The sequence below is a fragment of the Actinokineospora sp. NPDC004072 genome, from assembly GCF_053604195.1.
On record NZ_JBSGHB010000003.1, the window covers coordinates 174,385 to 194,378 of the forward strand.

At 73.1% G+C, this 19,994-nt stretch carries 17 protein-coding genes; 11 read left to right on the plus strand and 6 right to left on the minus strand.

The features are described 5' to 3' along the window. The 3 genes from ACWEPX_RS05610 to ssd form a co-directional block, all read right to left on the minus strand. Positions 1–764: type II secretion system F family protein (locus tag ACWEPX_RS05610; protein ID WP_451895901.1), on the minus strand; the 764-nt coding region annotated here is incomplete at its 3' end. A 52-nt stretch (positions 765–816) separates the two neighbouring features. After that, the gene (locus ACWEPX_RS05615) at positions 817–1,995 is read right to left on the minus strand and encodes a TadA family conjugal transfer-associated ATPase (protein WP_451895902.1); all 1,179 of its coding nucleotides are present in this window, start codon (positions 1,993–1,995) and stop codon (positions 817–819) included. A gap of 302 nt (positions 1,996–2,297) precedes the next feature. Further along, positions 2,298–3,344: a septum site-determining protein Ssd gene (ssd, locus tag ACWEPX_RS05620; protein WP_451895903.1), complete on the minus strand. Its 1,047-nt coding sequence runs from the start codon at positions 3,342–3,344 to the stop codon at positions 2,298–2,300. Positions 3,345–3,701: 357 nt separating this feature from the next. Between ssd and ACWEPX_RS05625 the strand changes: the two genes are divergently transcribed. The 6 genes from ACWEPX_RS05625 to ACWEPX_RS05650 all read left to right on the plus strand — a co-directional run bounded on the left by ACWEPX_RS05625 (position 3,702) and on the right by ACWEPX_RS05650 (position 11,693). Beyond that, a complete protein-coding gene (locus tag ACWEPX_RS05625; RefSeq protein WP_451895904.1) occupies positions 3,702–4,505 on the plus strand; it encodes an HAD family hydrolase in 804 nt (267 codons plus the stop codon). A 500-nt stretch (positions 4,506–5,005) separates the two neighbouring features. Further along, complete coding sequence (locus ACWEPX_RS05630) at positions 5,006–6,721, plus strand: glycoside hydrolase family 3 protein (RefSeq protein ID WP_451896169.1); 1,716 nt, start codon at positions 5,006–5,008, stop codon at positions 6,719–6,721. Beyond that, the gene (locus ACWEPX_RS05635; RefSeq protein ID WP_451895905.1) at positions 6,718–7,941 is read left to right on the plus strand and encodes an exo-beta-N-acetylmuramidase NamZ family protein; all 1,224 of its coding nucleotides are present in this window, start codon (positions 6,718–6,720) and stop codon (positions 7,939–7,941) included. The genes ACWEPX_RS05630 and ACWEPX_RS05635 overlap by 4 nt, the downstream gene beginning before the upstream one ends. Positions 7,942–7,948: 7 nt before the next feature. Continuing rightward, positions 7,949–9,655 carry a serine hydrolase domain-containing protein gene (locus ACWEPX_RS05640; protein WP_451895906.1) on the plus strand — a complete coding sequence of 569 codons (1,707 nt, stop codon included), beginning with the start codon at positions 7,949–7,951 and terminating at the stop codon, positions 9,653–9,655. A 168-nt stretch (positions 9,656–9,823) separates the two neighbouring features. Beyond that, positions 9,824–10,741: a MurR/RpiR family transcriptional regulator gene (locus ACWEPX_RS05645; protein WP_451895907.1), complete on the plus strand. Its 918-nt coding sequence runs from the start codon at positions 9,824–9,826 to the stop codon at positions 10,739–10,741. Between the two features lie 28 nt (positions 10,742–10,769). After that, positions 10,770–11,693, plus strand: coding sequence for an N-acetylmuramic acid 6-phosphate etherase (locus ACWEPX_RS05650; protein ID WP_451895908.1), 924 nt, complete (start codon positions 10,770–10,772; stop codon positions 11,691–11,693). Positions 11,694–11,728: 35 nt separating this feature from the next. Here ACWEPX_RS05650 and ACWEPX_RS05655 read toward each other — a convergent pair whose 3' ends face one another. Beyond that, positions 11,729–12,454, minus strand: a complete 726-nt coding sequence (locus ACWEPX_RS05655; RefSeq protein ID WP_451895909.1) for an oxidoreductase — start codon at positions 12,452–12,454, stop codon at positions 11,729–11,731. A gap of 94 nt (positions 12,455–12,548) precedes the next feature. Between ACWEPX_RS05655 and ACWEPX_RS05660 the strand changes: the two genes are divergently transcribed. Then, entirely contained in the window at positions 12,549–13,154 is a 606-nt protein-coding gene (locus ACWEPX_RS05660) for a GNAT family N-acetyltransferase (protein ID WP_451895910.1), read from the plus strand. On the opposite strand, the gene ACWEPX_RS05665 is transcribed toward ACWEPX_RS05660, so the two are convergent. Then, complete coding sequence (locus ACWEPX_RS05665) at positions 13,114–14,400, minus strand: GGDEF domain-containing protein (RefSeq protein ID WP_451895911.1); 1,287 nt, start codon at positions 14,398–14,400, stop codon at positions 13,114–13,116. The two genes, ACWEPX_RS05660 and ACWEPX_RS05665, sit on opposite strands and share 41 nt — an antisense overlap. A 264-nt stretch (positions 14,401–14,664) precedes the next feature. Between ACWEPX_RS05665 and acs the strand changes: the two genes are divergently transcribed. After that, on the plus strand, positions 14,665–16,647 hold the full coding sequence (gene acs / locus ACWEPX_RS05670; RefSeq protein ID WP_451895912.1) for an acetate--CoA ligase: 1,983 nt from the start codon (positions 14,665–14,667) through the stop codon (positions 16,645–16,647). Between the two features lie 45 nt (positions 16,648–16,692). On the opposite strand, the gene ACWEPX_RS05675 is transcribed toward acs, so the two are convergent. Then, a complete protein-coding gene (locus ACWEPX_RS05675; RefSeq protein ID WP_451895913.1) occupies positions 16,693–17,403 on the minus strand; it encodes a lysophospholipid acyltransferase family protein in 711 nt (236 codons plus the stop codon). Between the two features lie 76 nt (positions 17,404–17,479). Here ACWEPX_RS05675 and ACWEPX_RS05680 point away from each other — a divergent pair, with 76 nt between their 5' ends. The 3 genes from ACWEPX_RS05680 to ACWEPX_RS05690 all read left to right on the plus strand — a co-directional run bounded on the left by ACWEPX_RS05680 (position 17,480) and on the right by ACWEPX_RS05690 (position 19,993). Next, positions 17,480–18,208, plus strand: coding sequence for a VIT1/CCC1 transporter family protein (locus ACWEPX_RS05680; RefSeq protein ID WP_451895914.1), 729 nt, complete (start codon positions 17,480–17,482; stop codon positions 18,206–18,208). Between the two features lie 71 nt (positions 18,209–18,279). Then, positions 18,280–19,464 (plus strand): Na+/H+ antiporter NhaA, encoded by a 1,185-nt coding sequence (gene nhaA / locus ACWEPX_RS05685; RefSeq protein ID WP_451895915.1) that lies wholly within the window; start codon positions 18,280–18,282, stop codon positions 19,462–19,464. A gap of 49 nt (positions 19,465–19,513) precedes the next feature. Next, entirely contained in the window at positions 19,514–19,993 is a 480-nt protein-coding gene (locus ACWEPX_RS05690; protein WP_451895916.1) for a phage holin family protein, read from the plus strand. Position 19,994 lies beyond the last annotated feature (1 nt).

A 19,994-nucleotide genomic window follows, 5' to 3' on the forward strand; every position in this document is an offset into this window, starting at 1 on the left:
ATGTGCTCGGCCCAACGCAGGCCGACGGCGGCGAAGGCGGTGCCCGCCAGGAGGAGGAGCTGGCCGGGCATCGTGTCGGCGAGGACGGCCAGCGGGTCGGCTCCGGTGCTCTGGCCGAGCAGGAGCGCGGCTGCGGGGAGGCAGGCGAGCACGGCGGCGCTCGCCCGCGGCCCGGCCATGCGCGCGTCGACCCGGCGGGCGAAGCGGGCGCGCTCTTCGATATCGCTGCGCACGGCGTCGAGGGTGTCGGCCAGGGGGAGGCCGTGGTGGGTGGCGAGGTGCCAGGCCCGGGCAATCTGGGCTCCTGCGGTGGTTGTCTCGGACAGCGGTGGTTGACCGCCGAGGCGTGCGGCGGCTGCGGCGGTCCGTAGGACGTCGGCGGCCTGCGGCGGCGCATCTGCCGCGGCGGACTCGGCTGCGGCTACCGGCGTCGCGCCTGCCCGCAGCTCGGCGACCATCGCGCGGAGGGACTCGGCGAGACCGTCGGCAGCGGTGAGGCGGGCCCGGACGGCTTTGCGCCTGCGGTGGGCGGCCCGGACGAGGGTGGCGAGGACGAGGGCCGAGAGGGCGCCTGCTGGGCCGAGCACGGGCCAAGCCAGTGCGGCGGCCGCAGGTGGCACCAGGGTCGAGGGCGCGGGCAGGCGCATGGGTGTGGGGTCTGCGCGCGCTGGCGCCAACGCCCGGAGCCTGCGGCGGGCGATGCCTGCCGGCCAGACGGCGATGGCGGCAGCGAGGAGGAGCGGGACAGCGGCGGTGGTGGGCATCGGAGATCCCTTCAGGGGGCTGGCTTGCACGGGTTTGTGATCGGACGAGGAGTCAGGAGTGCCACGACGGTGATCTGTCCTTTGTGGCTCTTGAGTCGAGGAGGCGGGCTAGGTGGGGGTAGTTGGGGGTGGGCTGGTCGTGTTGCCAGACGGGGATGGCTTGGAGGGAGTCGGGGGTGCGGTGGAGGGTGGCGATCTCGGTGAGGCGGCGGTGGGGGCCGGTCCGGGACATGTGGAGCAGGACGTGGATGGCGGCGGAGACGTGGGTGTGGAGGGCTTCCCTGGGGAGCGGGGCCAGGGCGGCTAGGGCCTCCAAGCGGGCGGGGACATCGGTGGGGGTGTTGGCGTGGACGGTGCCCGCGCCGCCTTCGTGACCGGTGTTGAGGGCGGTGAGGAGGTCGACCACCTCTGGGCCACGGACTTCGCCTACGACGATGCGGTCGGGGCGCATGCGCAGGCTTTGGCGAACCAGATCGCGTTGGGTGACCTCGCCTGCGCCTTCGATGTTGGGCGGGCGGGAGAGGAGGCGGACGAACTGGGGGTGGTGGGGGTGGAGTTCGCCCGCGTCTTCGATGCAGAGGATGCGCTCGGATTCGGGGACGGCGGTGAGGAGGGCGGACAGGAGGGTTGTCTTGCCGCTGCCGGTTGATCCGGAGACCAGGAAGGCCAAGCGGGAGCGGACGATCCTGGTGAGGAGGTCGGCGGTGGTCGGGCTGAAGGTGCCTAGGCGGGCCAGTTCGGCGAGGGTGTGGGTGGCGGGGCGCAGGACGCGCAGGGAGAGGTAGGTGTTGCTGGCGATCGGGGGGAGGACGGCGTGCAGGCGGACGCGGGCTTTGGTGGTGGTGTCGGGCAGCCAGGCGTCGACGAAGGGCTGGGCGTCGTCGAGCCTGCGGCCTGCGGAGAGGGCCAGGCGTTGGGCTAGGCGGCGAACGGCGTCGTCGTCGGGGAAGCGGGTGGTTGTGCGCTGGAGGCCCGCGGGGCTGTCGATCCACACCTCGTCGGGGGCGGTGACGAGGATGTCGGTGACACCGGGGGCGGCGAGCAGCGGGTCGAGGGGCCCAGCACCGACGAACTCGCGTCGGAGCTCGGTGAGGGCCGCAGTCATGTCGTCTTGGCCGACGACACCGCCCGCGCATTCGCGCACGGCTTCGGCAACCATCGCCGGGGTGACGGCTTCGCCGTCACGGCGGGCAAGGCGTAGACGGACACGATCGGTCAGGTCGGGGATCACGGGGATGCCTTTCGAGGTTGGTTGGCGAGGCGGAGCGGGGTGTTGCGGGTGAGGAGAGGCAGGGAGGGATTCAGCGGGCATGGATGTGGTGGAGGGGATGGGGCGGATGTGGGAGTGAGTGCAGTGAACGAGGGACGGTGGAGGGTTGGGCGTCGTCGGATTCGGGTGGGCCCGTGGAACGGTTGCGATGGAGGAGTGGGTGCTGGCGGAAGCGGGGTTGGTGCGTAGAAGGAGGCTGAGGGAGAGGGGATCTGGCGGGCGTGGATGGGGGTCGCGGCATGCGGTGGTTGGACGTGGGGTGGCTACGGGTGGGGGTGGGTTGCTTCGCGGAGGACGGATTTGGCGGCTTTGGTTAGGGAGGGGTGGGGGTGGAATTCGCCCTTGTCCAGTTGGCGGGGGAGGTCTCGGGTTGTGGTGTAGGTGGCCAGGAGGCGGGTGGCGAGGATGGTGGCTATCTCTTGTGGAGTGAGGCGGGAGGGGGAGGGGCCGCGGATGATCAGGGCGGGGTGGGTGCCGTGGGCGCGGAGGGTGGCCATGGTGCGGTGGGCGGCGGCGCAGGAGCGGATGTCGGCGGGGACGATCATCGTGACCAGGTCGGCGGCGGACAGGGCGGTTCGGGCGGCTTCGGTGGGGTGGCGGGGGAGGTCGCAGATGACCGTCTCGCCGGTGCGGCGGCCTGCGGCGACCACGGCTGACACCGCTTCGGGGGTGGGGCCGTGGCCTGCGCGGGCTCCGGACAGGATCGTCAGGCGGGCCGAGCCCTTGGTGCGGCCGGGGAGGGCGGCGTGCAGGCTCGCCGCGGAGATCCGGCCTGCGGACAGGCGCAGCTCCGGCCAGCGGACGCCGGGGGCGGACTCGGTGCCCAGCACCAGATCCAGGCCGCCGGAGAGCGGGTCGCAGTCGATGAGCAGGGCTGGTTCGCCTGCGTCCAGGGCGGTGATGGCCAGGGCGGCGGCGAAGACGGATGCGCCCGCGCCGCCGGTTCCGCCGACCACCGCGACCACCGGGCCCGCGCGCCCGGCCGGGGACTCCGCGGCGTCGGCGAGGGCGCCGCGCAGCCAGGCGGCGTCGTCGGGGAGGCAGACGACCCGCGCCGCCCCCGCCTCGTAGGCCGCCGAGAGGAAGGCCGTCGGCGGCGGGCCCGCGTGGATGACCAGCAGGGACTTGCGTCTGGGCAGGCCGCGGCAGGCGGCCGGGTCGTCGACCACCACCATCGGCGGGTCGCTCCAGCGGGTGCTCAGCTCCACCGGGTCGGCGACGCGCTCGATCGGGCAGTGGGCGATGGCGGCCAGGCGCAGCACCTCGTCGGCGAGGGATTCGTCGCGCAGGCAAGCGATGGGGCGGGTCACGGGCACCTCCGGGGATCGGGCTGATGACTCCACGATCCGCAGCCGCGGCGCTCCCCGGCCACCCCGGTTCGCCGCCTGTGGACAGTTCGGCCGCCTGTGGACAACTCCCGGCAAACACCGCTGCCGCACGGCAAAATGGGACGACCCCCGCCAGGGGGGAGGGGCGGGGGTCGTCTACGAGGTTCAGCCCCGGGGGGTCGGACTGAACCCTCCCGGCACGCGGCCGGGGTAGGGGTACTGTATCCCCTCCCCCGGGCCCATAGGCCAGATACGGTGAAGACAGCATGATCGGCACGTACTCCTCGCCCATACGGGCCGTCGGCCCTGCGCCATCCGGATGAGCACCAGGCGGTCCCTATGCTGTCGCCCGTGCCCGAACCCCGGATAGCGGCGTTCTTCGACCTCGACAAGACGGTCATCGCCCGCTCCAGCGCACTGGCCTTCAGCAGGCCCTTCTTCCAGGGCGGCCTGATCAACCGCCGCGGGGTGCTCAAGAGCGCCTACGCCCAGTTCGTCTTCGCCGCCTCCGGGGCCGACGCCGACCAGGTGGAGCGGATGCGCGCCCACCTGACCGCGCTGTGCACCGGCTGGGACGTCGAGCAGGTCCGCGCGATCGTGGAGGAGACCCTGCACGACATCGTGGACCCGCTGGTCTACGCCGAGGCCGCCGAGCTCGTCGCCGAGCACCGGGCCCAGGGCCACGACGTGGTGGTCGTGTCCGCCTCCGGCGCCGAGATCGTCGACCCGATCGGCCGGATGATCGGCGCGACGCACAGCGTCGGGACGCAGATGGTGGCCGTCGACGGCCGCTACACCGGCGAGATCGCCTTCTACTGCTACGGCGAGAACAAGGCCGCCGCGATGCGCGAGCTGGCCGAGGCCCACGGCTACGACCTCGCCGCCTGCCACGCCTACTCCGACTCCAGCACCGACCTGCCGATGCTGGAGGCCGTCGGCCACCCCAGCGTGGTCAACCCCGACCGGGCGCTGCGCAGGATCGCCGCCGAGCGCGGGTGGCCGGTGCTGGCCTTCACCAAGCCGATCTCCCTGCGCTCGCGGTTCACCGTCCCGTCCGGAACCGCCGTGGCCGTGATCAGCCTGGGCGCGGTGGCGACCGCCGGGGCGGCCTGGTACGGCCTGCACCGGCGGCGCAGGCGCTGACCGTCCCAGGCGGACAACCCCTTCGGCGGTACCACATCCAAGCCCGTTCACAGGGGGTCAGGACCGTCTTGACCGGTGCACCCGAACGTGCCCTTGAAGTGACCTTCCCCACTGGGTAGAAAGGAGTTGCGGACTTCGGATCGGCCAGGGACGGAACGAAGAGAAGTTCCGATCCACCCCGATGGCGAACTCCGTGCGCGAGCACCAAGCACCCACGCGCAGCACGCCGCGGGAGGCATGTCGTCTAGGGACTGCGTACCGGGACGCCGGGCGCCGAGTCCAGGAATGCACGACACCGTTGCACGCTTGGTAACTTGAGTCGCTCGCGCTGCGGACTTGGGCGGTTCCACCACCGGTGGGGCCGCCCAATCCCTGTTCGGGGCAGCGTCGTTGACATCCGGCGCGTCGTGAGTAGCTTCCAAGAGGAAGTCGTTCTTGGTGAACTACTCACCTCGCAGGAGGCCCCGGTGCCCACCGCCAGAGCGGCGCTCGCCGTCGCCATGACCGCCGCCGCCGTGACGATCACCCCCGCGACCTCGTCCGCCGTGGACCGCGTCGAAGCCGCTCTCGCCAGGATGAGCCTGGAGCAGAAGGTCGGCCAACTGCTCGTGGCGACCGTGTGGGGCAAGTCGGCCGACGAGGCGCACCCGAACAACCTGGCCCGGTACGGCGTGGCCACCCCTGCCGAGGTCGTCAGCCGCTACCAGCTCGGCGGCGTCATCTACTTCAACAACAGCAGCACCGACAACGTCGACAACCCCGCCCAGCTGGCCGCGTTCTCCAACGGCCTGCAGCGCGCCGCGATCGGCTCCGCGCCGCACATCCCGCTGGTGATCGCCATCGACCAGGAGGGCGGCAACGTCACCCGGGTCGAGGCGCCCGCCACCGAATACCCCAGCGCCATGGCCATCGGCGCGGGCCGCAGCCAGGATGGCGCCCGCACGGCCGCGTCGGTCAACGCCCGCGAGCTGCGCGCGATGGGCGTCAACCAGAACTTCGCGCCCGTCGCCGACGTCAACTCCAACCCGCTCAACCCGGTCATCGGCGCGCGGTCGTTCAGCGCCGACCCGGGTCTGGCCGCGCAGCTGGTCGCCGCGCAGGTCCGCGGGTACCAGGAGGGCAGGCGCTGGTCGGTGTCGTCGTCGGCCAAACACTTCCCCGGGCACGGCGACGCCGCCACCGACAGCCACACCGGCCTCCCGCGCATCGACCGCAGCGCCGAGCAGTGGCGCGCGGTGGACCTGCCGCCGTTCCGGGCCGCCATCGACGCGGGCATCGATTCGATCATGACCGCGCACATCCAGTTCCCCAGCCTCGACCCCACCGGCGTCCCGGCCACCCTGAGCAGGCCGATCCTGACCGACCTGCTGCGCGGCGAGCTGGGCTACGACGGCCTCATCGTCACCGACTCGCTGGCCATGCAAGGGGTGCGGGAGATGTTCGGCGACGCCGAGATCCCGGTGCTGGCCCTGGAGGCGGGCGTGGACCAGCTGCTGATGCCGCCGGACCTGCCGCTGGCCCGCGACGCCGTGCTGGCCGCGGTGCGCAGCGGCAGGCTCAGCGAGGCCCGCATCGACGAGAGCGTGCGGCGGGTGCTGCGGCAGAAGTGGGACCGGGGCATCATCACCCATCCGTTCGCGGACGTCCGCAGGATCGGCCAGCACGTCGGCACCCCGCAGAACCTCGCGGCCGTGCAGGCGCTCACCGACCGCACGGTCACCCTCCTGCGCGACGACGCCGACGCCCTGCCGGTCAGCGGGAAGGTGCTCGTCACCGGCATCGGCGACACCGTGAACCCGGCCAAGACGCCGCAGGCCCTGGCCACCGCGCTCGGCGGGGAGGCGCTGCCCACCGGGCTCCGGCCGTCGGAGGCGGTGATCGCCCAGGCCGAAGCCGCGGCCAAGGGGGCGGACACCGTCGTCGTGCTGACCAACAACCTCTCGGGGTACGCAGCGCAGCGGACGCTGCTGACCAGGCTGCTCGCAACCGGCAAGCCCGTCGTCGCGGTGGCCACGCAGGTCCCCTACGACGCGGGCTTCGTCGACGCCCCCATCTGGCTGGCCACCTACTCCTGGCGCGGGGTCTCGATGAACTCCCTCGCCAAGGTGCTGCGCGGCGAGCTGGCCCCCGCGGGCCGCCTGCCGGTCGCGGTGCCCGACGGCGCCGACCCGACGGTCATCCGCTACCCCTTCGGCCACGGGCTGGGCGGCGCATGAGCCTGCCCCGCCGCGGCTTCCTGGCCGCCTCCGCCATCGCCGCGCCGGTCCTGGCGGCCACGACCGCGGCCGCCGAGCCGCGGCGCGCGGTCACCCCGGGCGCGGACGCGCTGGCGGCCCAGGGCTGGCGGCTGCTGGCCGGGCGCCGGGTCGGGGTGGTGTCGAACCCGACCGGCGTGCTGCGCGACGGCACCCACATCGTGGACGCCATGCCGCGGCCGCTGGCGGTGTTCGGGCCCGAGCACGGCTTCCGCGGCACCGCGCAGGCGGGCGGCTCCGAGGGCGACTACCTCGACCCGCGCACCGGCGTCCCGGTGTACGACGCCTACGGCGCGGGCGCGGCCAAGCTCGCGGGCCAGTTCGCCAAGGCGGACGTGGACACCGTCGTGTTCGACATCGCCGACGTCGGCGCCCGCTTCTACACCTACATCTGGACCATGTACACGGCCATGCACGCCGCCGTCATCGCCGACGCGGCGTTCATCGTCCTCGACCGCCCCAACCCCATCGGCGGCCACGCGCGCGGGCCACGCCTCGATCCGGCGTACGCCTCGGGCGTCGGGCGCAAGCCCATCGTCCAGCAGCACGGCATGACCGTGGGCGAACTGGCCCGCCTGTTCGACGCGGAGTACCTGGTCGCCGACGCGGGCAAGCGTTTGCGCGAACTCACCGTCGTCCAGGTCAAGGGCTGGAAGCGCGCCGACACCGGCACCGGCCTGCCCTGGGTGATGCCCAGCCCGAACATGCCGACGCCGACCACCGCGCTCGTCTACCCCGGCACCTGCCTGTTCGAGGGCACGGTCCTGTCCGAGGGCCGCGGCACGACCCGCCCGTTCGAGATCATCGGCGCGCCGGGCATCGACTGGCGCTGGGCCGAGGCGCTGAACGCGCTGGAGCTGCCCGGCGCGCGCTTCCGCGAGCACTACTTCGTGCCGACTTTCGGCAAGTTCACCCGGGAGACGTGCGGCGGCGTGCAGGTCTACCCCGCGGCGGGCTTCGACGCGATCCGCGCCGCCGTGGCGATGCTGGTGACCGCCAAGCGCCTCTACCCGGACGTCTTCGCCTGGCGCGCGGACAACTACATCGACCTGCTGTCCGGCTCCGACCGCCTGCGCCGGATGGTCGACGCGGGCGCGGGCGTGGACGAGATCACCGGCGCCTGGGCGGGGGAGCTGGCCGAGTTCGACCGGCTCCGGCAACCGTATCTGCTGTACCGGTGAGGTGGAGATGCGCGCAGCGGCCGTGTTCGCGACGGTGGTCCTCACGATGGCGACGACGAGCACGGCGGCCGCCGACCCGCCGATGAGCCGGTTCGACCGGCCGCACCGCGGCTTCGCCGACGCGACGCTGCGGCCGGGCACCCCCGAGCAGGCGGGACTGGACCCCGCCCCGATCGATGCGGCCGCGGCCGCCATCGCGGGCTGGACGCGCCCCTCGCCCCAGCGCCCGCTGTTCGCCGGGGCGGTCGCGCTGGTGGTCCACGACGGGGTGGTCGTGCACCATTCCGCGGTCGGCCAGGCCGTGCGCTACGCCGACGCCGCGGGCACGGAACTGCCCGCCGACCAGCAGGTCCCGATGCGCCCGGACACCGTGTTCGACGTGGCGTCGGTCAGCAAGCTGTTCACCTCCCTGGCCGTGATGTGCCTGGTCGAGGACGGCGCGGTGGCGGTCGACGACCCGGTGGCCGAGCACGTGCCGGAGTTCGCCGCGAACGGCAAGGCCGCCATCACCGTCGAGCAGCTGCTGACCCACACCTCCGGCATGGAGCCCTGGATCCCGCTGTGGCGGGACTGGCCGGACCGCGAGTCCCGGGTGCGCGCCGCCCTGGAACGCGCCCCGCAGCGGCCGCCGGGCAGCGCCTACACCTACTCCGACCTCAACCTGATCGCGCTCGGCGTGCTGGTCGAGCGCGTGTCCGGGGTCGGGCTCGACGTCTTCGTCCAGCGCCGGATCACCGGCCCGCTGGGGCTGGTCGACACCGGGTACAACCCGACCGACGTCGGGCGCACGGCCGCGACCGAGTACCAGGCGAGCCCGCCGCGCGGGATGGTGCGCGGCGAGGTGCACGACGAGAACGCCTGGTCGCTGGGCGGGGTCGCCGGGCACGCAGGCGTCTTCTCCACCGCGCGCGACCTCGCCGTGCTCGGCCAGACGATCCTCAACGGCGGCAAGTACGGGCGCACGCGGGTGCTCCGGCCCGAGACCGTCCGCCTGATGCTCACCGACCACAACACCGAGTTCCCCGGCAACGCCCACGGCCTGGGCTTCGAGCTGGACCAGCGCTGGTACATGGGCGGGCTGTCCGGTCCGCGCACGGCCGGGCACACCGGGTTCACCGGGACCTCGCTGGTCATCGACCCGGCGTCGCGGTCGATCGCGGTCCTGCTGACCAACCGGGTGCACCCGAGCCGGTCGTGGGGCTCGATCAACCTGGCCCGGGAGACCTGGGCGACCGGGCTGGCCAGGGCGATGGCCGTGCCGCCGCGGCAGGGGCCGACGAGCTGGTTCACCGCGCAGGCCGACGCGAGCACGGCCACCCTGACCACCCCCGCGCTGTCCCCGCGCGGACCGGTCCGGGTGTCCTTCGACGCCTTCGTCGACACCGAGGCCACCGACCCGTTGACCCTGGAGTACGCCGTGGACGGCGGCGAATGGCGCACGGCTGTCCTCCAGGCGCGCGGGCGGGGTGCGCCGCGCGGCGATCTGTCCGGTTTGGCGGGTGCCGGGCACCGTAGTTGGTGGAGCGTCCACGCCCAGTTGCCTGCCGCGGAATTGATCACAATCCGCTGGCGGTCCACTACGGACGGTCGCTACACCGGACGTGGGATTCACCTTGACCGCATCCTGGTGACCGACGGTGACCACCTCCTGCTCAACGGTGAGACACATCCTCACTTGATGCTGCCGGACGGGTGGACGAGCGAAACTCGTTGACCTTGAGGTGCTAACAATCCGCGTTCGCGCAGCGATGCGGGTAGCAAGCCCCCGCCCGGGGGCGCCTGCTCCTGCGGGCACATTTCGGTAGCGTTGCTGCCAGATGTGATGCTTCGCCTTGTCCTACCCGTTAACTGTTAGTAAGTTTCCCACGTGAGTGCGAGTCACATGACGACAGAACACAGCGAGTCGAGTCCCCTGGTCCGCATTCGCTCTCTGCTGCCGGGTCTGGCCCGGGCCGAGCAGCGGGTGGCCAAGGTCGTGCTCGACAACCCCTCCAGTGTGGCGCGGCGCAGCATCACCGAGGTCGCCGAAGCGGCCGGGACCAGCGAGACCACGGTCACCCGGTTCTGCAAGGCCATCGGCGTCGGGGGCTACCCCGAGCTGCGGATCGCCCTCGCCGCCGACACCGCCCGCTCCGCCGCGCGGGCCGACCGCGACCTCGGCGGCGAGATCGCCCCGGAGGACGACCTCAAGACGGTGGTCGGCAAGGTCACCTTCGCCGACGCCCGCGCCGTCGAGGAGACCGCCGAGCAGCTCGACATCGACGTGCTGGCCCAGGTCGTCGACGCCATCGCGGGCGCGCGGCGGGTCGACGTCTACGGCGTCGGCGCGAGCGCGTTCGTGGCCGCCGACCTGCAGCAGAAGCTGCACCGGATCGGCCGGACCTGCTTCGCGTGGAGCGACACCCACATCATGCTGACCTCCGCGGCCGTGCTGACCGGCGAGGACGTCGCGGTGGGCATCTCCCACACCGGCGCGACCACCGACACCGTCGAGGCCCTGCGGGTCGCGCGGACGCACGGGGCGACGACGGTGGCGCTGACGAACTACCCGACCTCGCCGATCGCGGACGTGGCCGACCACGTGCTCACCACCGCCGCCCGGGAGACCACGTTCCGCTCGGGCGCGACGGCCAGCCGGATCGCCCAGCTCACCGTGGTCGACTGCCTGTTCATCGGCATCGCCCAGCGCCACATCGACCAGTCGATCAGCGCGCTGGACGCCACCCGGGACGCGGTGGCAGGCCACCGCATGGAGACCCGGCACGACGGAAGGCGCAAGCCCCGGGAGACCGGGAAATGACCTGGGGTGCGCGGGAAGGGGTACCGAGATGACCGTCCCACGACAGTCGGTGCACGTCGACTCCCCCACGGAGCGGCGCAACCCGCGCACCGCCAGGATCGACTCGCTGCCCACGCTCGACGTGCTGCGGTTGATCAACGCAGAGGACCGGCTCGTGCCCGACGCGGTGCGCGAGGCCCTGCCGCAGCTGGGCCGGGCCGTCGACCTCGCGGTCGCGGCCCTGTCGGCCGGCCGCCGGGTGCACTACGTCGGCGCGGGCACGTCCGGGCGGCTGGCGACGCTGGACGCCGCCGAGCTGCGCCCGACCTTCGACGTCCCCGACGGCTGGTTCGCCGTCCACCACGCAGGCGGGGCCCAGGCGCTGCGCGACGCGGTCGAGGACGCCGAGGACGACGAGACCGCGGGCGCCGAGGCGATGGCCTCGGTGCGCCCCGGCGACTTCGTGATGGGCCTGACCGCCTCCGGCCGCACGCCGTACGTCCTGGGCGCGCTGGCCGAGGCGCACGACCGCGGCGCGCACACCGCGCTGGTGTCGAACAACCCCGACACCTCCCCGCCGCCCTATGTGGACGTCCTGGTGGCCGTCGACACCGGACCGGAGGCCATCGCCGGGTCGACGCGGATGAAGGCGGGCACGGCGCAGAAGCTGGTGCTGACGTCCTTCTCCACCGCGGTCATGGTGCGGATGGGACGGACCTACCAGAACCTCATGGTCAGCCTGCGTGCCACCAACGCGAAGCTGCGCGGTAGGACGCTGCGCATCCTGCGCGAGGCGACCGGGTTGCCCCAGCAGGAGTGCTCGACCGCGCTGACGGAGGCGCACGGCGACCTCAAGGTGGCGATGGTGCACCTGCTCACCGGCGCGGAGATCCGCACCGCGGCGGCCGCGCTGGCCCGCAGCGACGGGCACGTCCGGGCGGCCCTCGGCCTGCTCGGCGCCCACACGTTCTAGCCACCCGACCCGACGGCCAGCCACCCGACGGTCAGCTACCCGGCGGCCGCGTCCGCGATGCTCGTCGCCTCGCGGGCGCCGTCCTGGATGCCCTCGCACGCGAAGACGATCCAGTCGGCGAGCCGCTGCGGCTCCCCGCTGGCGAACCCGTCGGCCAGCGCCCGGTAGCGCTCGGCGCGGCGCAGGTAGAACACCTCCGGCACGCCCAGGCCCTTCGGGTCCAGGCCGGTGGCGATCATCGACAGCCGGGCGGCCGCGCGGGCCACGACGCCGTCGGCGACGCCGAACGGGGCGAGCGCCAGCAGCTCGCCGTGCACGACGGCGGCCACGACCGGGCCGGGCACCCGGGTGCCGCCGGTCACGAGGTCGGCCAGCAGTTCGAGGCGCTGGCCGGTGCCGGGCCGGGGCCTGCCGAGCGCGTCCGGCTCGGCGAGGTCGGCCGCGGCGAGCACGTGCAGCCGGGCCAGCGCCTGCAGCGGGGCCCGCTCCCAGGTCGGCAGCAGCGGCCCCAGCGCCTCGGCGGCGCGCAGCGCGCCCGCGAGCACGGGGTCGCTGACCTTGCCCTCGGCGGGGATGTCGGTGGGGCCGCCGTCGAGGGCGGCCGAGGCCCGGGCCGCCCGCACCGACGCCTCGGCGGCCGTCGCGGGCCAGCCGCGGCGGTTGGTCTGGTGCCGGTGCACCTGCGCGACGGCGTCCCGCGCGGCGGTGACGGCGTCCGCCACCCCGGGGAGGTCGAGCAGCGCGGCCAGGGGATCGCTCACGGCCCAGGACAGTACCGACGGACCAAGTGGCCTCTTGAAACTTACCAGAAGTGGCCGGTGTTGAGTAGCCACTTCTCGGGCTACCGTCGGGTGCGTGAAGGACCTGCAGCCCACCCTCGTCGGCGACCACGTCCGGCTGGCCCCCACCACCCCGGACGACGCCCCCGGCCTCTACGCCGCGGGCGCGGACCGCTCCGTGTGGACGTGGCTGGGCAAGCGGTACCCGGAGTCCTCGGACGAGATGGCCGCCCAGGTGGCCGAGGCGATCGCGGACCCCGTGCGCTACCCGTTCACCCTCTTCGCCGCCTCCGGCGAGATCGCCGGGACCACCTCCTACTACGAGGTCGACGCCAAGCACCGCGGCCTGTGGATCGGCCACACCTGGATCGGCACGCCCTGGCAGCGGACCGCGCTGAACACCGAGGCCAAGCTGCTGCTGATGGCACACGCCTTCGACACCTTGGGCGCGCTGCGCGTCGGCTGGCACACCGACCACCGCAACGAGCGCTCGCAGCGGGCGATCGAGCGGCTGGGCGCGCGGCGCGAGGGCGTGATGCGGCACCACCGCATCCGTCCTGATGGGACGCTCCGCGACACCGTGGTCTACGGGATGACCGCCGACGAATGGCCCGCCGCGCGCGAGCGGTTGACCGCGCGGCTCAGTGCGGGGAGTCCACTTCGGCAGGCGCGGCGGGGGTGAGCCGGATCTGGTTGCGGCCGCCCGCCTTCGCCGCCGCGAGCGCGGCGTCGGCGTGCACCTGAAGGGTCGCCAGGTCGGTCCCGTCCCGCGGGGACACCGCGATCCCGCCGGAGACGGTGAACTGCCCGACCCGCTCGGTCCCCGCGCCGCGGGCCGGGGTCAGCTCGACGGTCATCGCCTCGACCGCGCGGCGGATGCGCTCGGCGACCGCCCAGGCGTCGCTGCGGCCGGTCCCGGGCAGGACGAGGGAGAACTCCTCGCCGCCCCAGCGGCAGACCAGGTCGTCGCGGCGGACCATCCCGCGCAGCAGCGCGGCGAAGGACTTGAGCACCTCGTTCGCGCCCAGGTGCCCGAGCCGGGCGTTGACCTGGCGGAAGCCGTCGAGGTCGAGCATCAGCACGGCGGTCGGCCGCCGCCTGGCCTGGTCGGCGACCAGGGCCAGCGCCGCGGCCGGGTTGAAGCCGCGCTGGTTGGCCAGTCCGGTGAGCGGGTCGTGCAGGGCGTCGGCCTCGAAGCGGTCGCGCTCGCGGGCCAGCTCGGCGATGCGCCGGGTGCGGCGGGTGACCCCGGTGGCGACCGCGGCGACGGCGACCAGCGGCGCGCCGTGGCCGACGCCCGCCGACCACGCGGCGATGACGCCGAGGGCGAGCACGACGAGCAGGTCGCCGTCGCTGAGCACCCGCGGCCACGACCGGTGCCCGCGCAGCGCCAGGACCGCGCCCGGGATGACCCGCCAGACCAGCCAGAACGCGGCGACGGCCCCGGCCAGGCCCATCGCGGCCGCGGCGAGCGCCGCGGGCGGCAGCCAGCCGTCGACGATCCACGCCCGGGCGGGGCTGGCGACCGCGACCGCGTGCGCGGCGATGGCCGCCGCGATCAGCGTGCAGGCGTCCACGGCGTGGCAGCCGGACTCCCGCTGGACCAGGGCGCGGCCGGTGACGGCGATCGCGGGCACCAGCGCCAGCGGGGTGGGCAGCACCAGGGCGCCGCCGAGCACCCACGCCGCGCCGTGGTCGACCCGCTCGACGGACAGGTGGGCAACCCGGCGGCGCTCCTGCGGGGGCCGGGTGGCCTCGGCGTGCATGAGGGCGACGGCGACCAGGACCAGGGCCAGCCACCAGCTCTCCGCGTCCGGCAGCGGGCCGCCCGCCGAGCGCAGCGCCCAGCCGATCCCCACGACCGTGCAGCCCACCGCCCAGACGACCGCGGCGGACGCGCGGAACCGGGGGCTGATCCGGCGGTCCATGGTGGGTCCCCCTTACGCGGCCCCCTGCTGGCCTGCCCGGTCCCCTCCCCAGGGTGCGCGGGCGGCCGGGCCCGATCGCGGCCGTACCGATCACCACCGTACGTCCTCGCCGCGTCACCGTCCGCTGATTCCGGCAAGGCCAACCGAACGGAGCACGCCCGATTATTGGTCCAAACCAATAGGGGGTCTGGACTGTCCCGAGCCCACGGTTGGGGCTAGATTCGCACCCGGCGTGCGTACTGCCCCGAGGAGGAGGTCACCCCCATGACCGAGCAATCCGGCCCGCGCCCGGCGCTGGACAACCTGTCGACCGAGACCCGGGTGTTCCCGCCGCCGGAGGCGTTCGCCGCCGCGGCGAACGTGCGGGCCGACGCCTACGAGCGGGCCGCGGCCGACCGGCTGGGCTTCTGGGCCGAGCAGGCTCGGCGGCTGGACTGGGTCACCGAGTGGGACAAGGTGCTCGACTGGTCGGATGCCCCGTTCGCCAAGTGGTTCGTCGGCGGGAAGCTGAACGTCGCCTACAACTGCGTGGACCGGCACGTGGCCGCGGGCCTGGGCGAGCGCGTCGCGCTGCACTGGGAGGGCGAGCCCGGGGACACGCGGACCGTGACCTACGCCGACCTGCAGAAGATGGTGTGCAAGGCGGCCAACGGCTTGGCGTCGCTGGGTCTCAAGGCCGGCGACCGGGTGGCGATCCAGATGCCGATGCTGGTCGAGGCGATCGTGGCCATGCTGGCCTGCGCCCGGCTGGGCCTGGTGCACAGCGTGGTCTTCGGCGGGTTCTCCGCGGCGGCGCTGCGCTCGCGGATCGAGGACGCCGAGGCCCGGGTGCTGATCACCTCGGATGGCCAGTACCGGCGCGGCGAGGCCGTCCCGATGAAGGACAACACCGACGAGGCCACCGCCCACACCCCGACGATCGAGCACGTGATCGTCGTCAAGCGCACCGGGACCGACTGCGGCTGGACCGAGGGCCGCGACCTGTGGTGGCACGACCTGGTCGACGGCCAGCCCGAGGAGCACACCCCGGAAGCCTTCGATTCCGAGCACCCGCTCTACATCCTCTACACGTCGGGAACGACGGGTAAGCCGAAGGGGATCCTGCACACCAGCGGCGGCTACCTCACCCAGGTGGCCTACACCCACCACGCGGTGTTCGACCTCAAGCCCGACACCGACGTGTACTGGTGCACCGCCGACATCGGCTGGGTCACCGGCCACTCGTACATCGTCTACGGCCCGCTGGCCAACGCGGCCACGCAGGTGGTCTACGAGGGCACGCCGAACACCCCGCACCAGGGCAGGCATTTCGAGATCATCGCCAAGTACGGGGTGACGATCTACTACACCGCCCCGACGTTGATCCGCACGTTCATGAAGTGGGGCACGGAGAACCCGGCAGGGCACGACCTGTCCTCGCTGCGGCTGTTGGGGTCGGTGGGCGAGCCGATCAACCCCGAAGCCTGGATCTGGTACCGCACCCACATCGGCCAGGACCGCTGCCCCATCGTCGACACCTGGTGGCAGACCGAAACCGGCGGCATCATGATCAGCCCGCTGCCCGGTGTCACCAACACCAAGCCAGGGTCGGCGCAGACGCCGCTGCCGGGGATCAGCGCCGCCGTCGTGGACGACACCGGCACCGAGGTGCCCCACGGCTCGGGCGGCTATCTGGTGCTCAACGAGCCGTGGCCGTCGATGCTGCGCGGCATCTGGGGCGACCCGGAACGCTTCAAGGACACCTACTGGTCCCGGTATGCCGAGCAGGGCTACTACTTCGCCGGCGACGGAGCCAAGTACGACGACGACGGCGACATCTGGCTGCTCGGCCGGGTGGACGACGTCATGAACGTCTCCGGACACCGCATCTCCACCACCGAAGTCGAATCGGCGCTGGTCTCCCACCCGACGGTCGCCGAGGCAGCGGTCGTGGGCGCGAGCGACCCGACCACGGGCCAGGGGATCGTGGCGTTCGTGATCCCGCGCGGCAAGGCGGCCGAAGACCGCGACGGCCACATCGCCACCCTGCGCAATCACGTGGCGCAGGAGATCGGGGCGATCGCCAAGCCGCGGCAGATCCTGATCGTGGAGGAACTGCCCAAGACCCGAAGCGGCAAGATCATGCGCAGGCTCCTGCGCGACATCGCCGAGAACCGCGAACTCGGCGACACCACCACACTCGCCGACCAGACGGTGATGAACCTGATCACCGAGGGCCTGACCAGCCAGAAGTCGCAAGAGGACTGATCGGTGCGCGAAGGGCCCCGCCATCCCGGCGGGGCCCTTCGCATGTCACCGGATCGGGGGATCTTCGCCGCGCAGCTCGGCGAGCAGCTCGGTGATCGCGTGCATGATCCGCTTGGTGGCCTCCTGCAGCGTCTCCCGGTCCAGGCCGGACAGGTCCGACAGGTCCACCGGCGGTCCGGCGACGATCTGGACCGTGCGGCGGGGCAGCAGCCGGGGGAAGCGGGCGTGCGAGGGCAGCAGCTCGTGCGTGCCCCAGTTCACCACCGGGATCACCGGCGCGCCGGTCTCCAGCGCCACCCGGGCCACGCCGTTCTTCACCCGCGCCGACGGCCAGTGCGACTCGTCGTCGGAGAAGCCCGCCTCCGGGAAGAACATCACGCACTCCCCGCGCCGCACCGCCTCCACCGCGCCGGTGTAGGCCGTCCTGGCCTGGGCGGTGTTGCGCTCGACCGGGATGTGCCCGCCGCCTGCGAGCACCTGCTTGACCACCGGCGCCTTCCACAGGCTGGCTTTGGCCAGGTAGCGCGGGATGCGGCCCGCCGCGAGGGCGAACGCGGTGACGGTCACCGGGTCGGCGTTCGACAGGTGGTTGGAGGCCAGCAGCACCCCGCCGCTGCGGGGCAGGGAGCCGGAGAACCGCAGGCGGGCGCTGAGCGCCAGCAGCGGCCAGATCAGGTCGATGGCCAGGCTGAACCAGAAGCCGCGCCCGCGCCGGGGCACGCGGAACATCAGCGTCAGAGCCCGCAGGGTGCTCATGGGTCGGTCGCTTCGCACACCACATCATGGCGCGACGAGACCGGCGGGATGGCACCGATCGGGTGAGAATACCCAGGTGAGCACCGATGGTGAGCAGTCCGGCACGCATCCGGCCGAGCCGCACCGCGACAGCCTCAGCTCCCGGCTGAACTGGCTGCGCGCGGGCGTGCTCGGGGCCAACGACGGCATCATCTCCACCGCGGGCCTGGTCGTCGGCGTCGCGGGCGCGACCACCGACCGCATGGCGATCCTGGCCGCGGGCGTGGCCGGGCTGGTCGCCGGGTCGCTGTCGATGGCGGGCGGGGAGTACGTCTCGGTCAGCACCCAGCGCGACACCGAGCGGGCCGCGCTGCGGATGGAGGCGCGCGAGCTGCGCGAGATGCCCGAGGCCGAGGAGCGCGAGCTGGCGGGCATCTACCAGGCCAAGGGCCTGTCCCCGGAGCTGGCCGCCCAGGTCGCCCGCGAGCTGACCGAGACCGACGCGCTGGCCGCGCACGCCGACGCCGAGCTGCAGATCGACCCGGACAACCTCACCAGCCCGTGGCAGGCCGCGTGGGCGTCGCTGCTGGCCTTCGCGGTGGGCGCGCTGCTGCCGCTGGTGGCGATCGCGCTGCCGCCGGTCGAGTGGCGGGTGTGGGCGTGCGTGGCCGCGGTCGTGCTCGGCCTGGTGCTCACCGGGACGATCAGCGCCCGGCTGGGCGAGGCCCGCGTCAGCCGCGCCGTGCTGCGGAACGTGCTGGTGGGGACGCTGGCCATGACGATCACGTACTTCGTCGGAGTCCTCTTCGGCGTGACCGTGGGTTAGGATTCCGCCCGGGTGTGCCGGGAAGTCTGGTCGGCGTACGGGACACGTCTACGCCGGACCAGGAGCAGCCCTTGTCGAACAACCGCACGCCGCTGTCGGAGTTCACCCGCTACCTGCGCACCGAGACGGTGGGCGGTCTCATCCTGCTGGCCGCAGCCGCGGTGGCCCTGGCGTGGGCCAACTCCCCCCTCGGCGACTCCTACCGCGACCTGCGCGACGCCCGGGTCGGCACCGACTTCCTCCACTTGAACCTGACCGTCGGCGACTGGGTCAAGGACGGGCTGCTGGCGCTGTTCTTCTTCGTCGTCGGCCTGGAGCTCAAGCGCGAGCTGGTCATCGGCGAGCTGTCGCGGTTCAAGGCCGCGCTGCTGCCGGTCATCGCCGCCGTCGGCGGCATGGTCGTGCCCGCGCTGCTGGCCCTGCTCATCGCCTCCGGCGACCCGCGCGCCGGGCAGATCTGGCCCATCCCGGTCGCCACCGACATCGCCTTCGCCCTCGGCGTGCTCGCCCTGACCGCCCGGCACATGCCCAGCAGCGCGCGGGTGTTCCTGCTCAGCCTGGCCGTGGTGGACGACCTCGGGGCCATCGCGCTGATCGCCACCGTGTTCACCTCCGGGTTCGACCTGATCGCGTTCGCCACCGCGGTGGTGCTGCTCGCCCTGTACTGGTACCTCCAGCGCAAGCGGGTCACCTCGCCCTGGCTGTACGTGCCGCTCGCCGTCGCCGTGTGGGTCGCGGTCCACTCCAGCGGCATCCACGCGACCGTGGCCGGGGTCGCGCTCGGCCTGCTGACCCGGGTCCGCAAGGACCCGGACGAGGCGGAGGCCCCGGCGCTGCGCCTGGAGCACCGGCTGCAGCCGTGGTCGGCCGGGGTGGCCGTGCCGGTGTTCGCCCTGTTCGCCGCGGGGGTGCCGATCGGAGCCGACGCCATCGGCGCGGTGTTCACCGAGCGGATCGGGCTGGCCATCATGATCGGCCTCGTCGCGGGCAAGCTCATCGGGATCGTCGGGTTCTCGCTGGTCGCGGTGAAGCTGCGCCTCGCCGCCATGCCCAAGGACCTCGGCTGGCGCGACATGGGCGCGGTCGCCATGCTCGGCGGCGTCGGGTTCACCGTCAGCCTGCTGATCGCCGAGCTGTCGCTCGACCAGGCCGACGGGGAGCTGGCGAAGGCCGCGGTGCTGATCGCCTCGGCGGCCGCGTCGCTGCTGGCCGCCGGGTTGCTCGTGCGGCGCAGCAAGGCCCACCAGGACTCGTAATCGGCGAGGTTGCCGGGCCTGCCCGCGATCGGCATGGCACGATGACCCGGTGACCAGCGCACACGGAAACGGACAACGCGACGGCTTGCCCCCGGTGCCGTCCATCCCCTTGGCCGACGAACGCGCCACCGCCGCGGCAGACCAGTCGATCGGGACGCTGGTCAAGGACGCGACGACGCACCTGTCGACCCTGGTCCGGGCCGAGGTGGAGCTGGCCAGGACCGAGGTCGCCCGGGAGGTCAAGAAGGGGCTCAAGGGCAGCGTCTTCGCCATCGTCGGCCTGGTCATCCTGCTCTACAGCTCGTTCTTCCTGTTCTTCGCGCTGGCCGAGCTGCTGGCCGACGTCGGGCTGTGGCGCTCGGCGGCCTTCGGCATCGTCTTCTTCGTGATGCTGCTGCTCGCGGGCTTCTTCGGGTTCCTCGGCTACCGCAAGTTCCGCGCCGTCCGCGCCCCGCAGCGCACCATCGACTCGGTCAAGGAGACCGCGGCGACGCTGCGCCAGCGCGGCTCCGACGAGCCCCGGGGCTGAG